Here is a 16,258-nt window from a genome sequence, read left to right on the forward strand (position 1 = left end):
ATTAACCGCTTACATTTGTACTGCACTCAACTCCCTGTACATGCAGTGTTTTTTACCTCGTTTTCTCCTGACGGCGATTTTGCTGTGGTTTTGTGTTTCGCTTCAGGCGCAGCAACCGGCTGATACACTTCCCGAATTATCGCTCGATCAGCTTCTGCAGCTACGTGCGCTCGACAGTTCATCAGTTACAGAAGCCGAACTGAGTGCCCGTATTGAGGCCGCCTCGCAACGCCCGTTTTCAACCCGTGAAACCCCCAATGTGGTGACGGTAATTACGGCCGATGAGATACGGAACAGTGGGGCAAGAGACCTTATGGACGTGCTGCGTCTGGTGCCGGGAATTGAATTCGGAGTTGATGTGGAAGGTGCGGTTTCGCTGGGTATCCGGGGGCAATGGGGAGCCGAGGGAAAAGTACTGGTGGCTGTTGACGGCGTGGAGATGAACGAAATTATGTATGGTTTTTTCACCTTTGGTAATGATTTTCAGATTAACGCAATAAAACGGGTAGAAGTGATTCGTGGCCCCGGCTCAGTGGTAAACGGTGGTTTTGCGGCTCTTGGTGTAATTAATATCATTACACGGGATGTAACCGAGCCTGACGGACTGAAAGTATCCTCAACTGTAGGAGCTACACAAACCGGTTTTTCGAGATCAGGGGCTGATATTTTATACAGCACACATTCGGCTGATGGCTGGTATCTGGCCATGCGCGGCAGCGCAGGAAATGCATTGCGCAGCGATCAGCCCTATACCGATTTTCAGGGAGGCAGCTATACAATGCGCGCAGCATCCGATTTACAACGGCTTGACGCGGGGGTAAATATCAGCGGGCATGGGTTAAGTATGAATCTCTTCGTGCGTGATTACCGCGTGCAAACATGCGCACCTTACGGTGTTGTAATTGATACACTAAACCACATCAGCCGTTTTTTGCAGTACCGCGCATCCATTACCTGGAACAAGAAATTTGAAAAAGGCTGGTCAATACAAAGTGGCTTGTTTTTTAATTACGACAAGCCCTGGAATTCGGGACTTCCTTATCTGCAGGATCCGGCATACAACCGCGAAGGCCGGCGTACGCGCTTCAGCATAGGCGTGGGATATAGTTTTAACAGCCAGCTTGCAGTGAATTTCGGCGGACAGGCATTTATTGATCAGGCTGAGGCGCTGGATTCACTGAATAAATTCAGTATCAACGACAGTACAAATTTTGTGATTCGCAGTCAGTCGTTGTTTTCTGAGTTGATACTGAAAACATACTGGTTTAATGTGGTGCTGGGAGGGCGTGCCGAATACAACTCGGAATACGGTATTGCCTTTGTACCGCGTATTGGCATCACCAGAAACTTTGAACGCTTCAGTTTTAAAATACTCTACAACGAATCGTTCAAAGCGCCAACCGTCGAAAACTTCGACCTGCAGGACACCCCCGGCAACCTCAGGCCGGAATACGTAAAAGTGGGAGAAATAGAGTTTGGCTACAAATTCAGTCGAAAAGCGTATCTCAACGCCAATTTCTTCCGCACCGATATTCACAATCACATCATCTATTATTTTGATGCTGTTACCGGTGAGGAGTTCTATACCAATGGTTCACGACAAATAAGCTACGGAACCGAAGCTGAATTTATCTATCGCGGTGCCATTAATCAGTTGCGGGTTAGCTGGTCGTGGTATTCGGTAAATAATATGCCGGTGAATGAGGCGTATGCTGTTTCCGGCAATGACCGCGCCTTACTCAATTTCCCGCAGCACAAACTCACGGTTACAGGCACCCATGTTTTCCCCTCCGGGTTCGTAGTGAATTTTACGGGGCATTTAGTTTCTGAGCGCAGCCTGATTTCGGGAATTGATTCGCTTGGCAATTATCAGGTATCTGCCTGTGCACCTGATTTTCTGCTCTCGTCAACCATTAGTCGTAAAAATCTTCTCCCGGGTATTGATGTGGCGCTGTCTGTGCATAATCTGCTAAACAGAAGCTATGTAATTGGAATGCCTTATCGGGGCGAAACGGGGGCTTATGCTTCACTTTCACGCGAAGTGGTGCTGCGCCTTACCTGGCATCCGCAATTCAATTCGCCGAACATACGATAACCCCATGCGAAACATGAATAAACTGATACTGCTGCTTATACTGCCTGTGTTTTTGCACATGGCGGCTGGTATGCATTATCAGGAAATTAACTACAAATCATACACGCTCCTGCTGCATAGCTTTGCCAAAAATATCGACTGGCCTGGCGAAACGGGTAAAACCACATTTGTATATGGCGTTTTGGGCAAGTCGAAAGTATATGATGAGTTGTTGCTTCTCTCGCGCAACAAAAAAGTAAGGCACATGAGTATAGAGGTGCGAACCCTAAATTCACCTTCTGAAGCGGCTGCCTGCGATATGGTTTTTGTACCGTCCTCGCGTTCCGCATCCGTAAAGGAAATAGCCACACTTATTAAAGGTAAACCCGTGCTGATGGTATGTGAACGAACGGGTTACTGTCTTAAAGGCGGTGCAATAAGTTTTAATGTAAGTGAAGAAGGGACACTTCGGTTTGATATCAATACCAAGGTGTGTACACAGCAAAAATTAGTGGTGAGGGCGCAGTTGCTGCAAATTGCCGAAAGGGTGTATTGATTTTTGTGATTTGCATGGTGTTTACCACCGATTAAGGTGTTGTTGACATGCAAAATATTGTTTTTCATTTCGTTGGATTTGAAAATAGTTCCCGCCCCTGCGATATGATGAAGCCGGATCGGCGAATTGTATTAACGCTAATTAGTATTAGTGATGCCAGAAAGCATGCCCGCAGTAAAGTAAACGAGGTTATAAACCTTATCTTCGCGCGGGTTATGAAATTTCTTGCACGTACAATTAGCCTTATTTTGCTGTTTGTGTTGACGCAACGCTCAGCCGGGGTGCGGTATCAGGAAATTAATTACAAATCCTATTCATTGCTCCTTCACAGCTTTGCCAAAAATATCGATTGGCCTGATGAAATGCAGCGAAGCACATTTGTATTCGGAATCTATGGTAAATCAAAATTATACGACGAACTGCAGCTGCTTACCCGCACCAAAAAGGTGCGGCACATGACTATTGAAGTGCGCACGATAAATACACCTGCAGAGGCCGCAAACTGCCAGCTTGTTTTTGTACCCTCTTCGCGTTCTTCAGCCGTTGCGGAAATAAATAAGGAAATTACTGGTAAGCCTGTACTGCTGGTGTGCGAACGTGCCAATTATTATCAGCGGGGCGCAGCCATAAGCTACTCCATAGACGAACAGGGGGCCTTACGTTTTGACATCAATACGCAGATCTGTGCACAGCACAAGCTTGTGATACGCCCGCAGCTTTTGCAGATAGCAGACAGGGTATATTAGCTGAAATTTATGTTTGCTGAGGCGGGTTAGTGGCTGATATCTGTATGCTCAACCAACGCCTTTAGTTTCTCTTCGGTAAGTGGTTTTTCCACAAAGCCTTTGAGAAAGGGGAAACGCTCGGCCATTTCACGGTCGCGCTTGAGTGTGGAAGACGTGAGAATTACAATGTTCATCATTTCAACTGACTCAATGCTGTATTCCTCAAGTTCGTGCAACAGATCAAACCCGTCGAGATCGGGCATTTTTATATCGAGTAACACCAGATCTGGTTTTGCAGCTTCCTTATCAATTACCTTTTTCAGATAATCGAGGGCTGCATTTGAGCTGTTGAAGATTTGAAATTCACGGGTAATTTGCATGTCACGAATTAAATCTTCGTGATAGAAATTGGTGATTTCATTATCATCAATCAGCATCAGGGAATTAAGTGTTCTCATTGGGGCCTGGGGGCATTAGATTTCTAGTCCTATAACCAACATATCATCCATTTGTTCATTCACGCCCCGCCACTCGTTGTAGCGGCGAATGATGATGTTGCGCTGTTCGGGCATGGGCAAATCAGAAATTTCAAGCAGCATACGCTCAAAACTTGCACGGCCGAATCGTTTGTTTTTGGGTCCTCCAAACTGATCGGTATAGCCATCGGTGAAAAGGTAAATCTTGTCGCCGGGTTTGCCCAATACCTGCACGGTATCAAACTTTTCGTTGGTAGAATACTGTACGCCGCCGATGGTTGTTTTGCACGATTTCACATGCGTGAGAACATCGCCGGAAATAATAAATGAAGGCCGGTTTGAATTGGTAATGGAAAGCAGTCGCGTACGCGGATCAAAGCTGATCAGGCTGATGTCGAGACCATCGTAAATAATTGATTCCTCATCGTATTTTTTCAGCTGGCTGTAAAGGCTCAGCCGCAGGTTTTCGAGTACATCCGAAATGCGCGTACTCGACACAATGAGTGCTTCGTTGAGCAGGTTGTAGCTGATTAGCGACATAAACGCACCCGGCACACCATGCCCGGTGCAGTCAACAGCAGCAATGTAAATCATCTCATCTTTTTCAGCCATCCAGTAGAAATCGCCGCTCACAATATCGCGGGGCTGATAAATGATGAAGTGATCAGAGAAGAAAGCGTTGATCTGATTTGTTTCGGGAAGAATGGCTTGCTGAATACGCTGTGCGTACTCAATACTGCTGGTGATATCGCGGTTTTTGGCCTGAATAAGCACTGCCTGTTTTTCGAGTTCTTCTTTTTGTTTGAGCGTTTCGGCGGTGCGTTCCTGTACGGTGCGTTCCAGCTTTTCGCGAGTCTGGCGCTGGTTTCGTTCGCGCAACCAGAATATGGCAAAAATGCTTCCTGCCACAAGCACCGCGCACATCAAATAAAACCACCAGGTCCGGTAAAATGGTGCCAATACCGAAAACCGGTACGTGCGTGCATCGCTCATCCATTTTCCGTCAGCGTTACTGGCTTTCACCATAAACGTATATTCGCCCGGTTCCAGGCCTGAGTACACCGCTCTCGTTTCGCGTGTGGGCGGGCTCCATTCATCATCAAATCCAACGAGTTTATACTGGTAATACACCCGCTCAGGAGCTGCAAGCTGAATACCCGAATACACAAATGAAATGTGATTCATGGAATAGGGCAGGCGAAGGTTGGCGGGAAGTGCGAACCAGCTTTGCAAACTGTCGAAGCGGAAGTATGCACTTTTGTTATTGTTGATGTAGGTGTGAATGTTTTTATAGTTCAGCAGTATCTGCTCAATGTTCAGGTGAGGAGCCGGGTAGGTGTTAATGTCGTTATCAAGAATAAAGCGGGTCAGACCGGTAACCGAGCCCAGCCAGATATCGCCGTGCCGGTCGCGGATAATGGCATTGTTGTTGATTTCAACGGTGTTTAATCCGCTTTCCTGTGTATATGAGCGCACCGAGGCAATACTTCCGCTGCTGTTAAGCACAATTTTATTCAGCCCCAGGCGTGTGGTTACCCAAACTACATCGCGGTTTACCAGAAAGCCGGTTATGATGTTGTTTGAAAGACCGTTGCTTTGAGTGGAGATAAACTCGTCTTTATCAGCCGTACCGGAGAATGTATATTTAACCTGCTTGGCTGATTTGGTTATCCATATACCATTATTGTTTGTGCCCAGCCAAATATTACCAAACATATCCTGTGCAATACAGGCAATATCACCGTACAGTAAATTAGCTGTTGCCGGGGTAATATTTTTCACTTTGCCGTCTTCATTCAGTTGTGCCAGCCCTTTGCTTGTAGCAATCCAGATGTCGCCCTTCGCATCCTGAAAAATGGCATTGATGCGTCCCGAATTCAATACTTCTTCTTCCTCACCAATCTGATAAATAGAAAACGGACCTTCCGGGCCTGAAGTAGTGATGAGCGATACGCCCCCGGTTTGCATACCTGCCCAAATCTTTCCGCTTATGTCGGTAAATACAACCGATACAAAGTCCCACGGCAACCCGTTTTCCGAGTTGAGGCACACAAATGCATTTTCGGTTTTATTTCGATTGGCATAGGGAAGAATGCTGATGCCGCCACCCACCGTGGCACACCAGATGCCGTGATATTTGTCTTCGGTAATGCTGGTAATAATGCTTTCGCAGATCCCCTTTTCCCAGAGGTAGTTGATCATCGAATCATTGTTCACGTGCCAGTTTAAACCACCACCATACTCACCACTCCAGATATTACCGAAACTGTCTTTGAATACACAAAGCGTATTATCACCGTCGAAACGGTTTGAGGGAATGTGTGTGATAAATTTTTCGCCGTTCAGGCTGGCCATACCTTCGTTGAGTGTACCAATCCAGAGGTTGCGCTCATCATCTTCATAAAGGCAAACAATGTGGTCGCTTTTGAGGCCGGTGTTGTAGGTAAACTCGCGCAGCTGGGTTTCGGAAATGGTGTAGTTGCCTTTGGTATCTGACGGAAGCAGGCGTATTACACCGCCGCCGTCGGTGCCGGTCCAGATGGTGCCGCGGCTGTCGCACAAAATAGCACGGTAGCGGCGTTTGGGAAATAAATCAGTGCCTGAAGCCGTCACTAATGTGCTTTGCACTTTCATGTTCTTACCGGCCGGCAACAGGATGCGCCCCACTCCTTCAGCCAGATCGCAGAACCAGATATTGCCCTGCTGGTCGAGTGTGAGCGAGGTAATGTTCATGCCAAACTGAACGGTGTCTTTATTCAGCAGCATCACTTCGGTGGTGCGTCCTGCAAATTTGCCGGTGGTGGTAATCCACGGCGCGCGCGAAGTTTGTGAAACCCGGCTCTTGTTCCAGATCAGTCCGTACAGCCCTTCATCGGTGCACGCCACCCAGAGGTTCCCGTCGTTGTCAATGATGCCGGTTGAAAATTGCGGCATTATTGAAAAATTGCGCGAGTTGAGTGAATCAACGGCAAACGAGCCCCCCGGCACATTTTCTCTGATTGTGTAAATCTCACCCGGAGTGATGGCGTAGATAAGTCCGTTGTTCCAGAGCAGTTGTTTGATGGTGTTTTTGTGGAGTCCGGTTTTTTGTCCTATGCTTTCAAAGCGCAAACCGTTCCAGACCGAAATCCCCTGCGGTGTGCCAATCCACAAATAACCCGGTGAACTGCACAGCGAAGTAATGCGGTTGGACGGTAAGCCGTCTTCGAGGAAATAGTTGCGGAATGTTTTACCGTTGAAGCGGCTTAAACCGCCGTTGGTGCCTGCCCAGATGTAGCCGTTCACATCCTGTGTAATGGCGGTTACGCGCGATTGTGCCAAACCTTCGGCCACAGAAAATGTGCGAAAGTTATAGCGGTTACCGCTGGCGGAAATTACCGACAGCAGGAACCCAATCATTAAAAGCAACCTTACCGGGAGATGAGGCATAGATGGTATGTTGCGAAAATAGCAGTAAGCATCGGGTTTACCGAATATTTTTCGACTAAAAAGGTGATTCTTGAGACGAAAGAATAATTGACTGTTGTACAGTATAATGGAAATAAAAAAACACGGCTGTCCGGCCGTGTTTTTTATTTATATGCTATGCACGGTTAATTTTCAATTACAACACCCATGCGGCAGAATTTTTCAATGCGCTGATTCATGCGTTCATTGGCATCCATCGGCATTACTTCATCGAGCAGGCGCTGCAGTTCAGTGCGCATGATGGCAAACATTTCGTCCCAGTTGGTGTGTGCGCCGCCCAGCGGTTCGCGTATCACGCCATCAATCAGGCCCTGGCCCATCATATCATCGGCCGTAAGTTTCATGGCTTCGGCTGCGCGGGCTTTATGATCCCAGCTGCGCCAGAGAATAGTCGAACAGTTTTCAGGGGAAATCACCGAATACCATGCGTTTTCAAGCATAATCACGCGGTCGCCGATGCCAATGCCGAGCGCGCCGCCCGAAGCACCTTCGCCAATAATGATGCAGATTACCGGCACTTTCAAACGGGCCATTTCAAGCAGGTTGCGTGCAATGGCTTCGCCCTGTCCGCGCTCTTCGGCTTCGAGACCCGGAAATGCGCCGGGCGTATCAATGAACGTAACTACGGGTTTGCCGAATTTCTCGGCCATCTTCATCAGTCTCAGCGCCTTGCGGTAGCCTTCGGGATTGGGCATCCCGAAGTTGTGAAACTGACGCAGCTTGGTATTACGCCCTTTCTGCTGACCAATAAACATAACCGAGCGGCCGTTGAACATGCCCAAACCGCCAATCATGGCCTTGTCGTCTTTCACGGTACGGTCGCCGTGAAACTCTACAAAATTGCCATCGGTAATGCTTTTGATATAGTCGAGCGAGTAAGGCCGGTCGGGGTGGCGTGATACCTGCACGCGCTGCCAGGGCGTAAGTGAACTGTATATCTCTTTGCGTTTGGCCGCAATTTTTTCTTCAATTTCCTGAACTGAGCCCGATACATCCACTTTGCTTTTCTCGGCAGTCTGCACCATTTTGTCGCGCAGTTCGGTAAGCTCGGCAATCGGTTTTTCAAAATCAAGGTAATTCATCGAGGTATTTAGTTTGGTCCGAAGCAGCGAAGGTAAGAAATTGAGGGAAAACCGCATTAAAATGCAAGTAGCTGGCAGTTAGTGCGCTGCGCAATTGCCGAAAATCGCAGCCTAGCCTTTACCTTCGTGGCAATGGAAGTTTTTGCCAACGCCAAAATCAACCTCGGGCTTCACGTGCTTGAAAAGCGGGCCGACGGGTATCACAATATCGAAACCGTTTTCTATCCCATCGGCTGGAGCGATGTGCTGCACATACAGCCCGCAGCCAATACTGCGCCCGGGGTTACGCTCAGGCTTTCGGGCATTCCCGTGCCGGGCATTCCGGATGATAATCTGCTCGTGAAAGCCTACCACCTCGTTTCGGCCGATTATCCGATGCCCGGCGTGGAAGTACACCTCGAAAAGCGCGTGCCCATTGGCGCCGGACTGGGCGGCGGCTCGGCCGATGCCGCTTTTTTTCTGCGCGCACTCAACGAGCTGTTTGAACTCGGCTTAGCCTGGGGCGAACTGCATCACTACGCCCGGCAGCTCGGCGCCGACTGTTCGTTTTTCATCGCCAACCGCCCCGTGCTGGCCGAACAGAAAGGCGATGTATATGAAAGCATTGCGCTTTCGCTGGCGGGCACGCACATTGTGGTGGTGCATCCGGGCATCCACGTAAGCACGCCCGAAGCCTACCGGGGCGTAACGCCGCGCAAGCCCGCCCATGCGCTCGAGCACACGCTGCTGCACGAGCCGAGGAGCCGCTGGAAGGAGCTGCTGGTGAATGATTTCGAGCCAAGCGTGTTTGCCGCGCATCCGCGCATTGGGGAAATTAAGCAGCAGATGTATGAGGCCGGGGCGTTTTATGCGGCCATGAGCGGGAGCGGGTCGGCGGTGTTCGGGTTGTTTGAGCGGGGGGGGGATTTTGCGGGGATGTTTCCCGGGGCGGCTGTTTGGGGGGGGGAGTTGGGGTAGGGGGGGATAATCAATATACCCCAAACTCGGTTCGTTTTGTGTGTTTTGTATGTAAGGTGTCAAGATATTTCCTGATAATATTTACAAAAACTGTTTAAAAAAAGAGTAATATGTAAGATTTGATAACCGATAAAACACTTTAATTTGCAGAAACACGTATGACCAAATCCTATACTTATATTGACTTGTTTGCCGGGTGTGGTGGACTCTCGTTGGGGTTACACAATGCAGGGTGGAAAGGACTTTTTGCAATTGAAAAAAGTCCCGATGCTTTTAAGACATTGAAGCATAATCTCATTGACCAGAAAAAACACTTTACTTGGTGCGATTGGTTGCCGCAAACCAACCTCGAGATAAATGAGGTAATAAAAAACTATAAGTCCCAACTGACTGCATTAAGGGGAATGGTTGATATGGTTGCCGGCGGACCACCTTGTCAGGGCTTTTCAATGGCTGGTCGGAGAAACGAAAATGATGATAGGAACAAACTTGTTAAATCTTATATCAGTTTTATCAGACTGGTTCAGCCTAAAATCATATTTTTTGAAAATGTAAAGGGCTTTACACAAGAGTTCAAGAAAAACAGAGAAAAGGGGAAACAATATTCTAACTATGTGGAAAACGCTCTGAAAAGGGCTGGTTACAAAGTAAAAGGAGAACTGATAAACTTTGGTGACTTTGGAATTCCGCAAAAGCGAACAAGGTTTATTTTGGTTGGAGTAAGAAATGATATAGCTAAAAATAACAAGCAAATCGCAGGGTCATTTTTTAAAAAAATTGAAGCAAACAAAACACAATTTCTAGTAAACAAGAATCTTACTATCAATACAAAACTGAAAGATGCTATTTCAGATTTGCTTAAGAAAAACGGAACGGTTCAATCACCGGATACGGCAAATTTTCAAGCGGGTATTTATTCGGAAACAAAGAATCCATATCAAGTTTTATTGAGGAAAGGGGTTGATAATAAAATTGCAGACAGTCATCGTTTTCCCAAACATAGACCTGATATTATTCAAAAGTTCCAAGTGATATTAAATACTTGCCAGAAAAATAAAGATATAGACCCCAAGACAAGAGAACGTTTTAATATTAAGAAGCATACGATTATTCCTCTTGACAAAAACGCAAAAAGCCCAACAATTACAACTTTGCCTGACGATTACATTCATTACTGCGAACCACGGATTTTGACTGTTCGTGAGTATGCAAGAATTCAAAGTTTTCCCGATTGGTATCAATTTAAAGGGAAATACACAACTGGAGGAAAACGAAGAACACAAGAAGTTCCTAGATATTCTCAGATTGGCAACGCGATTCCTCCTTTGTTTGGTGAGCAAAGCGGATTGGTATTAAAACAACTAACTAATGAGTGATAAATATTTTAAAATAAGTTCAGCTTTAAAAAACTTAATTGGAAGTGATTTAATTACTGATAATTATGTTGCTGTTTTTGAGTTGGTGAAAAATTCTTTTGATGCCAGAGCGACAGAAGTAAAAATTACTTTTGAAGATATTTACTCTACAAATGCCAAAATTATTATTCAAGATAATGGTAAAGGAATGGACAGCGATGATCTCAATGAAAAGTGGCTATTCCTTGGCTATTCAGCAAAACGAGATAACACAGAGGATTACAGAGATAAAATTAAATCTGGAAGAGTTTATGCAGGGGCGAAAGGTGTAGGTAGGTTTTCGTGTGACCGACTTGGGAAATATTTAAATCTAATCACGGTCAGTGAAAAACCTAATAGTAAAATTGAGAATATCTTTGTTGATTGGTCAAAATTTGAGCAAAATCAAAAGATTTTATTTGATAAAATCCCTGTTGTTCAAAGCGAACTTTCAAAAACAAAATATAATTTAAAGCATGGAACTGTTTTAGAAATTACAGGGATTTCAAATGATTTTTGGAATAGAGATAATTTCAAAAAATTAAAAGAGAAGCTTTCAAAATTAATCCGCCCGGACTTAAATACTTCTGACGAAGTACAGAGGTTTAAAATAATTCTTTCAGTTCCCGATGAAGAAAATAAAGATAGAGAAGCCTTAAAACAAAGTACTAACACAGAAATTCAGCAATATTATAATACCGTAAATGGGGAAATTAAAAATTTTGTTTTTAATGAGCTTAACATAAAGACAACAAAAATAGAAGCTCACATTGATGACAAAGGAATAATCACAACGAAACTTTCAGACAGAGAAAATTTTGTTTATGAAATAAAGGAGAAATCTGAGTTTGAATTGCTTTCAAATGTTAGTATAACACTCTACTTTTTGAATCGTTCTGCTAAACTAACTTTTCACAAACGAACAGGGGTTGAGCATGTTGACTTTGGAAGTTTGTTTGTTTACAAAAATGGTTTTAGAATTTATCCTTATGGTGAAAGAAATGATGATTCATTAGGAATTGATAATCGAGCATTACAAGGTTACGCAAGATATATAGGTTTAAGGAGTTTGATAGGTGAAATTTCTATTCAAGGAATGAACTATGACCTAAGAGAAACAACCAGCAGAGGCGATGGTTTGTTGAGAAATAAAACGTACAATCAATTAGCGAATAAAGATGATAGTTTTCTTATTAGAACATTAAGACGATTAGAAAAATATGTTATTGATGTTACACAATGGGGGGTTAATAATGATGATGAAAACATTGATCTCACTTCACAGAAAGCTATCGAAGGACTTGTAAAATTAGTAGCTAATATCACAGATAAACAAACGATAGATATTAAATATAACAAGGATATTCTCAATCTTCTTTCTCTCAAGGAAGAAAAGAGCGCAACTAAACTTGTCAAGAATTTTAAGAGAATTGCTGCTGAATCAAACAACGAAAAACTTTATAAGGAGGCGCAGAAAGTAGAGAAAGCGATTTCAAGTTCCCTAAAACGAGCTAATGCAGCGGAAAAAGAAAGGGATAAAAAAGTTCAAGAGAAAAAAAATATTGAAGAGGAGTTAGAAAAAACTATAGAGCAGTTAAAAATATCTATTGCGATCGATTCACAGGATATAGATCAAGTAACCAATCTTCACCATCAAGTAAGAGTGCTAAGTGATAATATTTCAACTCAAATCACGCTATTTACTAGGAAATTAGATAAAGTACAGCAAATTACTCATGAGATGGTGAGGGAATTTATTGATGTCATTTCACTTGAAAATAATAAAATAGAGTCCATTTCCAAATTTGGAACGCGAGCAATATTTGAAAACTTCACTGATAAAACTAAATCTGATCTAAATTCATTTATTAGTAATTACGTTTCTAAAATCTCGAATTATTTTGCTAATAGTAAACTAAAAGTCGTTTTTTTATCTGAAACAAATACTCCATTCATAACTACATTTAGACCTTTGGATATTTCTATTATTATTGACAATATGATTAGCAACGCCAAGAAAGCAGGTGCTAAAAAATTAGTCATTGGCTTTAATTCAATATCAGATAAAGAGGCGGAATTTACTTTTACAGATGATGGGATAGGTCTGGCGCCGATTATTAATGATAAATACAGTGTTTTCCAAAAGGGTTTTTCTACGACTAGAAGTACTGGTTTAGGATTATATCATATTTCAAATATTGTAACTGAGTACAGCTGGGGAATAGATGTAACTAAACTTACAAAAGGTGTTCAATTCATAATTAAAATAAAAAATGAAGTTAGCATATAATATTCTTTGGTTTGAAGATAATGATGTTTCTTACAGTGGAAAAAAGGAAATTGTTAAGAATATTATTGAGGATGAATTAGGTTTTTTATTTCCAGAGCCTTTACGTGAGATTGATTCTAGAAATATAGAGCAGATTAATTATCGTGATATTGATTTGATAATTGTTGATTTAAACTTAGCCAATAATGATAAAGGTACTTCAATAGTCGATTTCATTAGAAATACAGAACAAGTTTTTACAGAGGTTGTTTTTTATTCATCTTATGGTGAAGATGCTGTTAGAGATGCACTTAGGAGTTTTAAAATTGATGGTGCTTACTGTGCTGATAGAGAAAATGCTGATTTTGAAGATAAAGTGAGGCAAGTAATTCATACTACAGTAAAAAAAGTTCAGGATCTAAATAATATGAGGGGATTAATAATGGCAGAAACTAGCGATATTGATAAGACTATGTTAGAAATTATTAAGATAGGAATTGATAATAGCTCGTTGGGTATCCGTGAAAATCTAATTAATCAAATTTTTGACAGTGTAAGTAGTAAAGTTTCAAGAAAGAAGGAAAAATTTGATAGATATTATTATAATAAAAATATTAATCAGGTTATCAAAGATACTGTAATGTTTGACACTTCTGAAAAAATTAATGCTATACAATTCATAATTGACACAGTTAGTCATAACGTTACACAGCCGTATAAATATGGTGTTTTCACTAGTAGGTATTCTGAAATAACAAAAAAAAGAAATATACTTGGACATGAAAATCAAACATCTTCTGAGGGAAGAGTTATAGTTGGTGTTGGTGACCATGCTTTTGAATTCAATGATGAGTTTTGTATAGATATTAGAAGAAGAGTAAAAAAATATGGAGATGATTTAGATGATTTACTGAGGTTTGTTAGTTCACTATAGTTTGCGTGCATTTTTAATTATGAAGACAATTATTATGTTAAGACATGATTTCCATCATCTCAAATTAATTGATTTAGTATTATAAAAATCTACCCCCCCCCCTACTTCGGTGCCCGCTTCAACAAATACAAACACACCCCCAGAAACACCACATTCGGAATCCACACCGACACATACGGCGGAATAACCCCGCTTTGCGCATACGACTGGAACCAGCGCTGGAAGAAGATGTAAATAAAACTGATGGCAATGCCAATGCCCAGGTGCTTGCCGGTGCCGCCGCGTTCCTTACGGCTTGATACGGCCACGCCAATGAGTGTGAGGATAAACGTGGAGAAGGGCAGGGCAAAGCGGTTGTAATATTCCAGTTCGTAATAGAGAATATTCTCAGAGCCTTTCATGCGCTCGTTGTTGATGTAGCGGAGCAGTTCGGGCTGGGTCATGCTTTCCATGAAATTGTTGGGCATGTCGAAATCTTCGGGCGTGAGGTTGAGCACCGTATCAATGCGGGCGCCTTTGTAGAAGCGTTCGGTTTTGCCTTTTATTTCGCGCACGGTGTAGTCGCGTATGGACCAGCGGCGGCGCAGGGTGTCCCAGCGTATTTCCTTGGCGTAAAGTTTATAGGTGAGTTCCTGTCCTTTTATTTTTTCGAGGGTGAAACGGGTGCCGGTGTTTTCAAACAAATCATAACGTTCTACATACGCAATTACTCCCGGGGCCACCTGCCGGTAAAAATTGTTTTTTACCGAGCTTGTTCTTCCGCCCACATATTTCGCTTCAAAACCCAGCCGCGTTTTGTTGGCCTGCGGAATGACAAACATGCCCAGCAGCAGTGACGTGATGGCAATGATGGCCGCACCAATCATGTACGGACGCAGGTAGCGGTTAAAGCTGATGCCGGAAGTGAGTATGGCCACCACCTCGGTACGTGTGGCCATGAGTGAGGTGAAGAAGATTACCGAAATGAACGTGAAAAGCGGACTGAACAGGTTGATGAAGTACGGAATGAAATTGAGGTAATAGTCAAACACAATTTCATTGGCGCTTACATCGTGCCGCAAAAAGTCTTCAATCTTCTCCGAAATATCAAATACAATCACAATACTGATGAGCATGCTGATGGAACCGAAAAAGGTTACCATGAACTTGCGCAGAATGTATCGGTCGAGTACCGGGAGAAGATTTTTCATCAAAGTCGTTTGGCGAGTTGCGGCACCATTGCCTCTTTCCACGCGCGGAAGCTGCCGTCGATAATGCGTGTGCGCGCTTCGCCCACCAGATCGAGGTAAAAGGCGAGGTTATGCACTGATGCAATCATGGCGCCAAGCATTTCGTCGCTGTGCATGAGGTGGCGCAGGTAGGCGCGTGTGTAGCGCAGGTCGTGTGCCGATTTTCCTTCGGGGTCGAGCGGGCTGTGGTCGTTTTTCCACTTCTCGTTGCGGATGTTGATGATGCCCTGCCAGGTAAACAGCAGTCCGTGACGAGCATTGCGCGTAGGCAGCACACAGTCGAACATATCCACACCTGCCGCAATGCCTTCGAGAATATTGGCCGGCGTGCCCACACCCATCAGGTAGCGCGGCTTGCCGGCAGGCAGAATATCGCACACCAGCTCGGTGAGTTCGTACATTACTTCGGCCGGTTCGCCCACCGAGAGGCCGCCAATGGCATTGCCTTCGCGGTTTTGTGCGGCCACAAATTCGGCCGAACGGATGCGCAGGTCTTTGTACGTGCTGCCCTGCACAATGGGAAACAACGTCTGGCTGTAGCCGTATTTAGGCTCGGTACTGTCGAACCGGTCAATGCAGCGTGTAAGCCAGCGGTGTGTCATTTCCATCGACTTGCGCGCATACTCGTAATCGCACGGGTACGGTGCGCATTCGTCAAACGCCATGATAATATCTGCGCCAATGGTGCGCTGAATGTCCATCACGCCTTCGGGTGTAAAGAAATGCTTCGACCCGTCGATGTGCGAGGTAAACTTTGCGCCTTCTTCGGTGAGCTTGCGTTTGTGCGAAAGCGAATACACCTGAAACCCGCCGCTGTCGGTAAGGATGGGCCGGTTCCAGCTGTTGAATTTATGCAGGCCGCCGGCTTTTTCAAGCACATCGAGGCCCGGGCGCAGGTAGAGGTGATAGGTATTGCCGAGAATAATCTGCGCGCGGATTTCGTTTTCGAGCTCGCCCTGATGCACGGCTTTCACGGTTCCGGCGGTGCCCACAGGCATGAAAATAGGCGTTTGAATGCGGCCGTGGTCGGTCACAATTTCGCCGGCTCGGGCTTTGCTGTGCGGGTCGGTATGCTGGAGGGTAAACTGCATAAT

Annotated in this window: 12 protein-coding genes; 7 read left to right on the forward strand and 5 right to left on the reverse strand. The window is 44.5% G+C overall.

What is annotated here, in order from left to right:
- Positions 1-40: 40 nt before the first annotated feature.
- From IM638_18125 to IM638_18135, 3 genes are all read left to right on the forward strand, one after another.
- Complete coding sequence (locus IM638_18125) at positions 41-2,095, forward strand: TonB-dependent receptor plug domain-containing protein (GenBank protein ID MCA6364953.1); 2,055 nt, start codon at positions 41-43, stop codon at positions 2,093-2,095.
- A gap of 13 nt (positions 2,096-2,108) precedes the next feature.
- On the forward strand, positions 2,109-2,630 hold the full coding sequence (locus tag IM638_18130) for a YfiR family protein (GenBank protein ID MCA6364954.1): 522 nt from the start codon (positions 2,109-2,111) through the stop codon (positions 2,628-2,630).
- Between the two features lie 215 nt (positions 2,631-2,845).
- Positions 2,846-3,376 (forward strand): YfiR family protein, encoded by a 531-nt coding sequence (locus tag IM638_18135; protein MCA6364955.1) that lies wholly within the window; start codon positions 2,846-2,848, stop codon positions 3,374-3,376.
- A gap of 26 nt (positions 3,377-3,402) precedes the next feature.
- On the opposite strand, the gene IM638_18140 is transcribed toward IM638_18135, so the two are convergent.
- The 3 genes from IM638_18140 to IM638_18150 all read right to left on the reverse strand — a co-directional run bounded on the left by IM638_18140 (position 3,403) and on the right by IM638_18150 (position 8,381).
- Complete coding sequence (locus IM638_18140; GenBank protein MCA6364956.1) at positions 3,403-3,813, reverse strand: response regulator; 411 nt, start codon at positions 3,811-3,813, stop codon at positions 3,403-3,405.
- 15 nt (positions 3,814-3,828) lie between these two features.
- Entirely contained in the window at positions 3,829-7,260 is a 3,432-nt protein-coding gene (locus tag IM638_18145; protein MCA6364957.1) for a SpoIIE family protein phosphatase, read from the reverse strand.
- 164 nt (positions 7,261-7,424) lie between these two features.
- On the reverse strand, positions 7,425-8,381 hold the full coding sequence (locus IM638_18150) for an acetyl-CoA carboxylase carboxyltransferase subunit alpha (GenBank protein MCA6364958.1): 957 nt from the start codon (positions 8,379-8,381) through the stop codon (positions 7,425-7,427).
- A 132-nt stretch (positions 8,382-8,513) separates the two neighbouring features.
- Between IM638_18150 and IM638_18155 the strand changes: the two genes are divergently transcribed.
- The 4 genes from IM638_18155 (at position 8,514) to IM638_18170 (ending at position 13,935) form a co-directional block, all read left to right on the forward strand.
- Complete coding sequence (locus IM638_18155; protein ID MCA6364959.1) at positions 8,514-9,338, forward strand: 4-(cytidine 5'-diphospho)-2-C-methyl-D-erythritol kinase; 825 nt, start codon at positions 8,514-8,516, stop codon at positions 9,336-9,338.
- Positions 9,339-9,496: 158 nt separating this feature from the next.
- Positions 9,497-10,714, forward strand: coding sequence for a DNA cytosine methyltransferase (locus IM638_18160; GenBank protein ID MCA6364960.1), 1,218 nt, complete (start codon positions 9,497-9,499; stop codon positions 10,712-10,714).
- A complete protein-coding gene (locus tag IM638_18165) occupies positions 10,707-13,022 on the forward strand; it encodes an ATP-binding protein (protein ID MCA6364961.1) in 2,316 nt (771 codons plus the stop codon). The genes IM638_18160 and IM638_18165 overlap by 8 nt, the downstream gene beginning before the upstream one ends.
- Positions 13,006-13,935: a hypothetical protein gene (locus tag IM638_18170; GenBank protein ID MCA6364962.1), complete on the forward strand. Its 930-nt coding sequence runs from the start codon at positions 13,006-13,008 to the stop codon at positions 13,933-13,935. The genes IM638_18165 and IM638_18170 overlap by 17 nt, the downstream gene beginning before the upstream one ends.
- Positions 13,936-14,036: 101 nt before the next feature.
- On the opposite strand, the gene IM638_18175 is transcribed toward IM638_18170, so the two are convergent.
- Together IM638_18175 and tgt are read right to left on the reverse strand one after the other, a co-directional pair.
- Positions 14,037-15,125 (reverse strand): LptF/LptG family permease, encoded by a 1,089-nt coding sequence (locus tag IM638_18175; protein MCA6364963.1) that lies wholly within the window; start codon positions 15,123-15,125, stop codon positions 14,037-14,039.
- Positions 15,125-16,255, reverse strand: a complete 1,131-nt coding sequence (gene tgt / locus IM638_18180; protein ID MCA6364964.1) for a tRNA guanosine(34) transglycosylase Tgt — start codon at positions 16,253-16,255, stop codon at positions 15,125-15,127. The genes IM638_18175 and tgt overlap by 1 nt, the downstream gene beginning before the upstream one ends.
- Positions 16,256-16,258: the final 3 nt, after the last annotated feature.

This window comes from Bacteroidota bacterium (genome assembly GCA_020402865.1).
GTDB lineage: Bacteria > Bacteroidota > Bacteroidia > Palsa-965 > Palsa-965.

Coding starts and splice junctions, on each gene's coding strand:
- IM638_18125 (MCA6364953.1), top strand. CDS start 41: ATGCAGTGTTTTTTACCTCGTTTTCTCCTGACGGCGATTTTGCTGTGG.
- IM638_18130 (MCA6364954.1), top strand. CDS start 2,109: ATGAATAAACTGATACTGCTGCTTATACTGCCTGTGTTTTTGCACATG.
- IM638_18135 (MCA6364955.1), top strand. CDS start 2,846: ATGAAATTTCTTGCACGTACAATTAGCCTTATTTTGCTGTTTGTGTTG.
- IM638_18140 (MCA6364956.1), bottom strand. CDS start 3,813: ATGAGAACACTTAATTCCCTGATGCTGATTGATGATAATGAAATCACC.
- IM638_18145 (MCA6364957.1), bottom strand. CDS start 7,260: ATGCCTCATCTCCCGGTAAGGTTGCTTTTAATGATTGGGTTCCTGCTG.
- IM638_18150 (MCA6364958.1), bottom strand. CDS start 8,381: ATGAATTACCTTGATTTTGAAAAACCGATTGCCGAGCTTACCGAACTG.
- IM638_18155 (MCA6364959.1), top strand. CDS start 8,514: ATGGAAGTTTTTGCCAACGCCAAAATCAACCTCGGGCTTCACGTGCTT.
- IM638_18160 (MCA6364960.1), top strand. CDS start 9,497: ATGACCAAATCCTATACTTATATTGACTTGTTTGCCGGGTGTGGTGGA.
- IM638_18165 (MCA6364961.1), top strand. CDS start 10,707: ATGAGTGATAAATATTTTAAAATAAGTTCAGCTTTAAAAAACTTAATT.
- IM638_18170 (MCA6364962.1), top strand. CDS start 13,006: ATGAAGTTAGCATATAATATTCTTTGGTTTGAAGATAATGATGTTTCT.
- IM638_18175 (MCA6364963.1), bottom strand. CDS start 15,125: ATGAAAAATCTTCTCCCGGTACTCGACCGATACATTCTGCGCAAGTTC.
- tgt (MCA6364964.1), bottom strand. CDS start 16,255: ATGCAGTTTACCCTCCAGCATACCGACCCGCACAGCAAAGCCCGAGCC.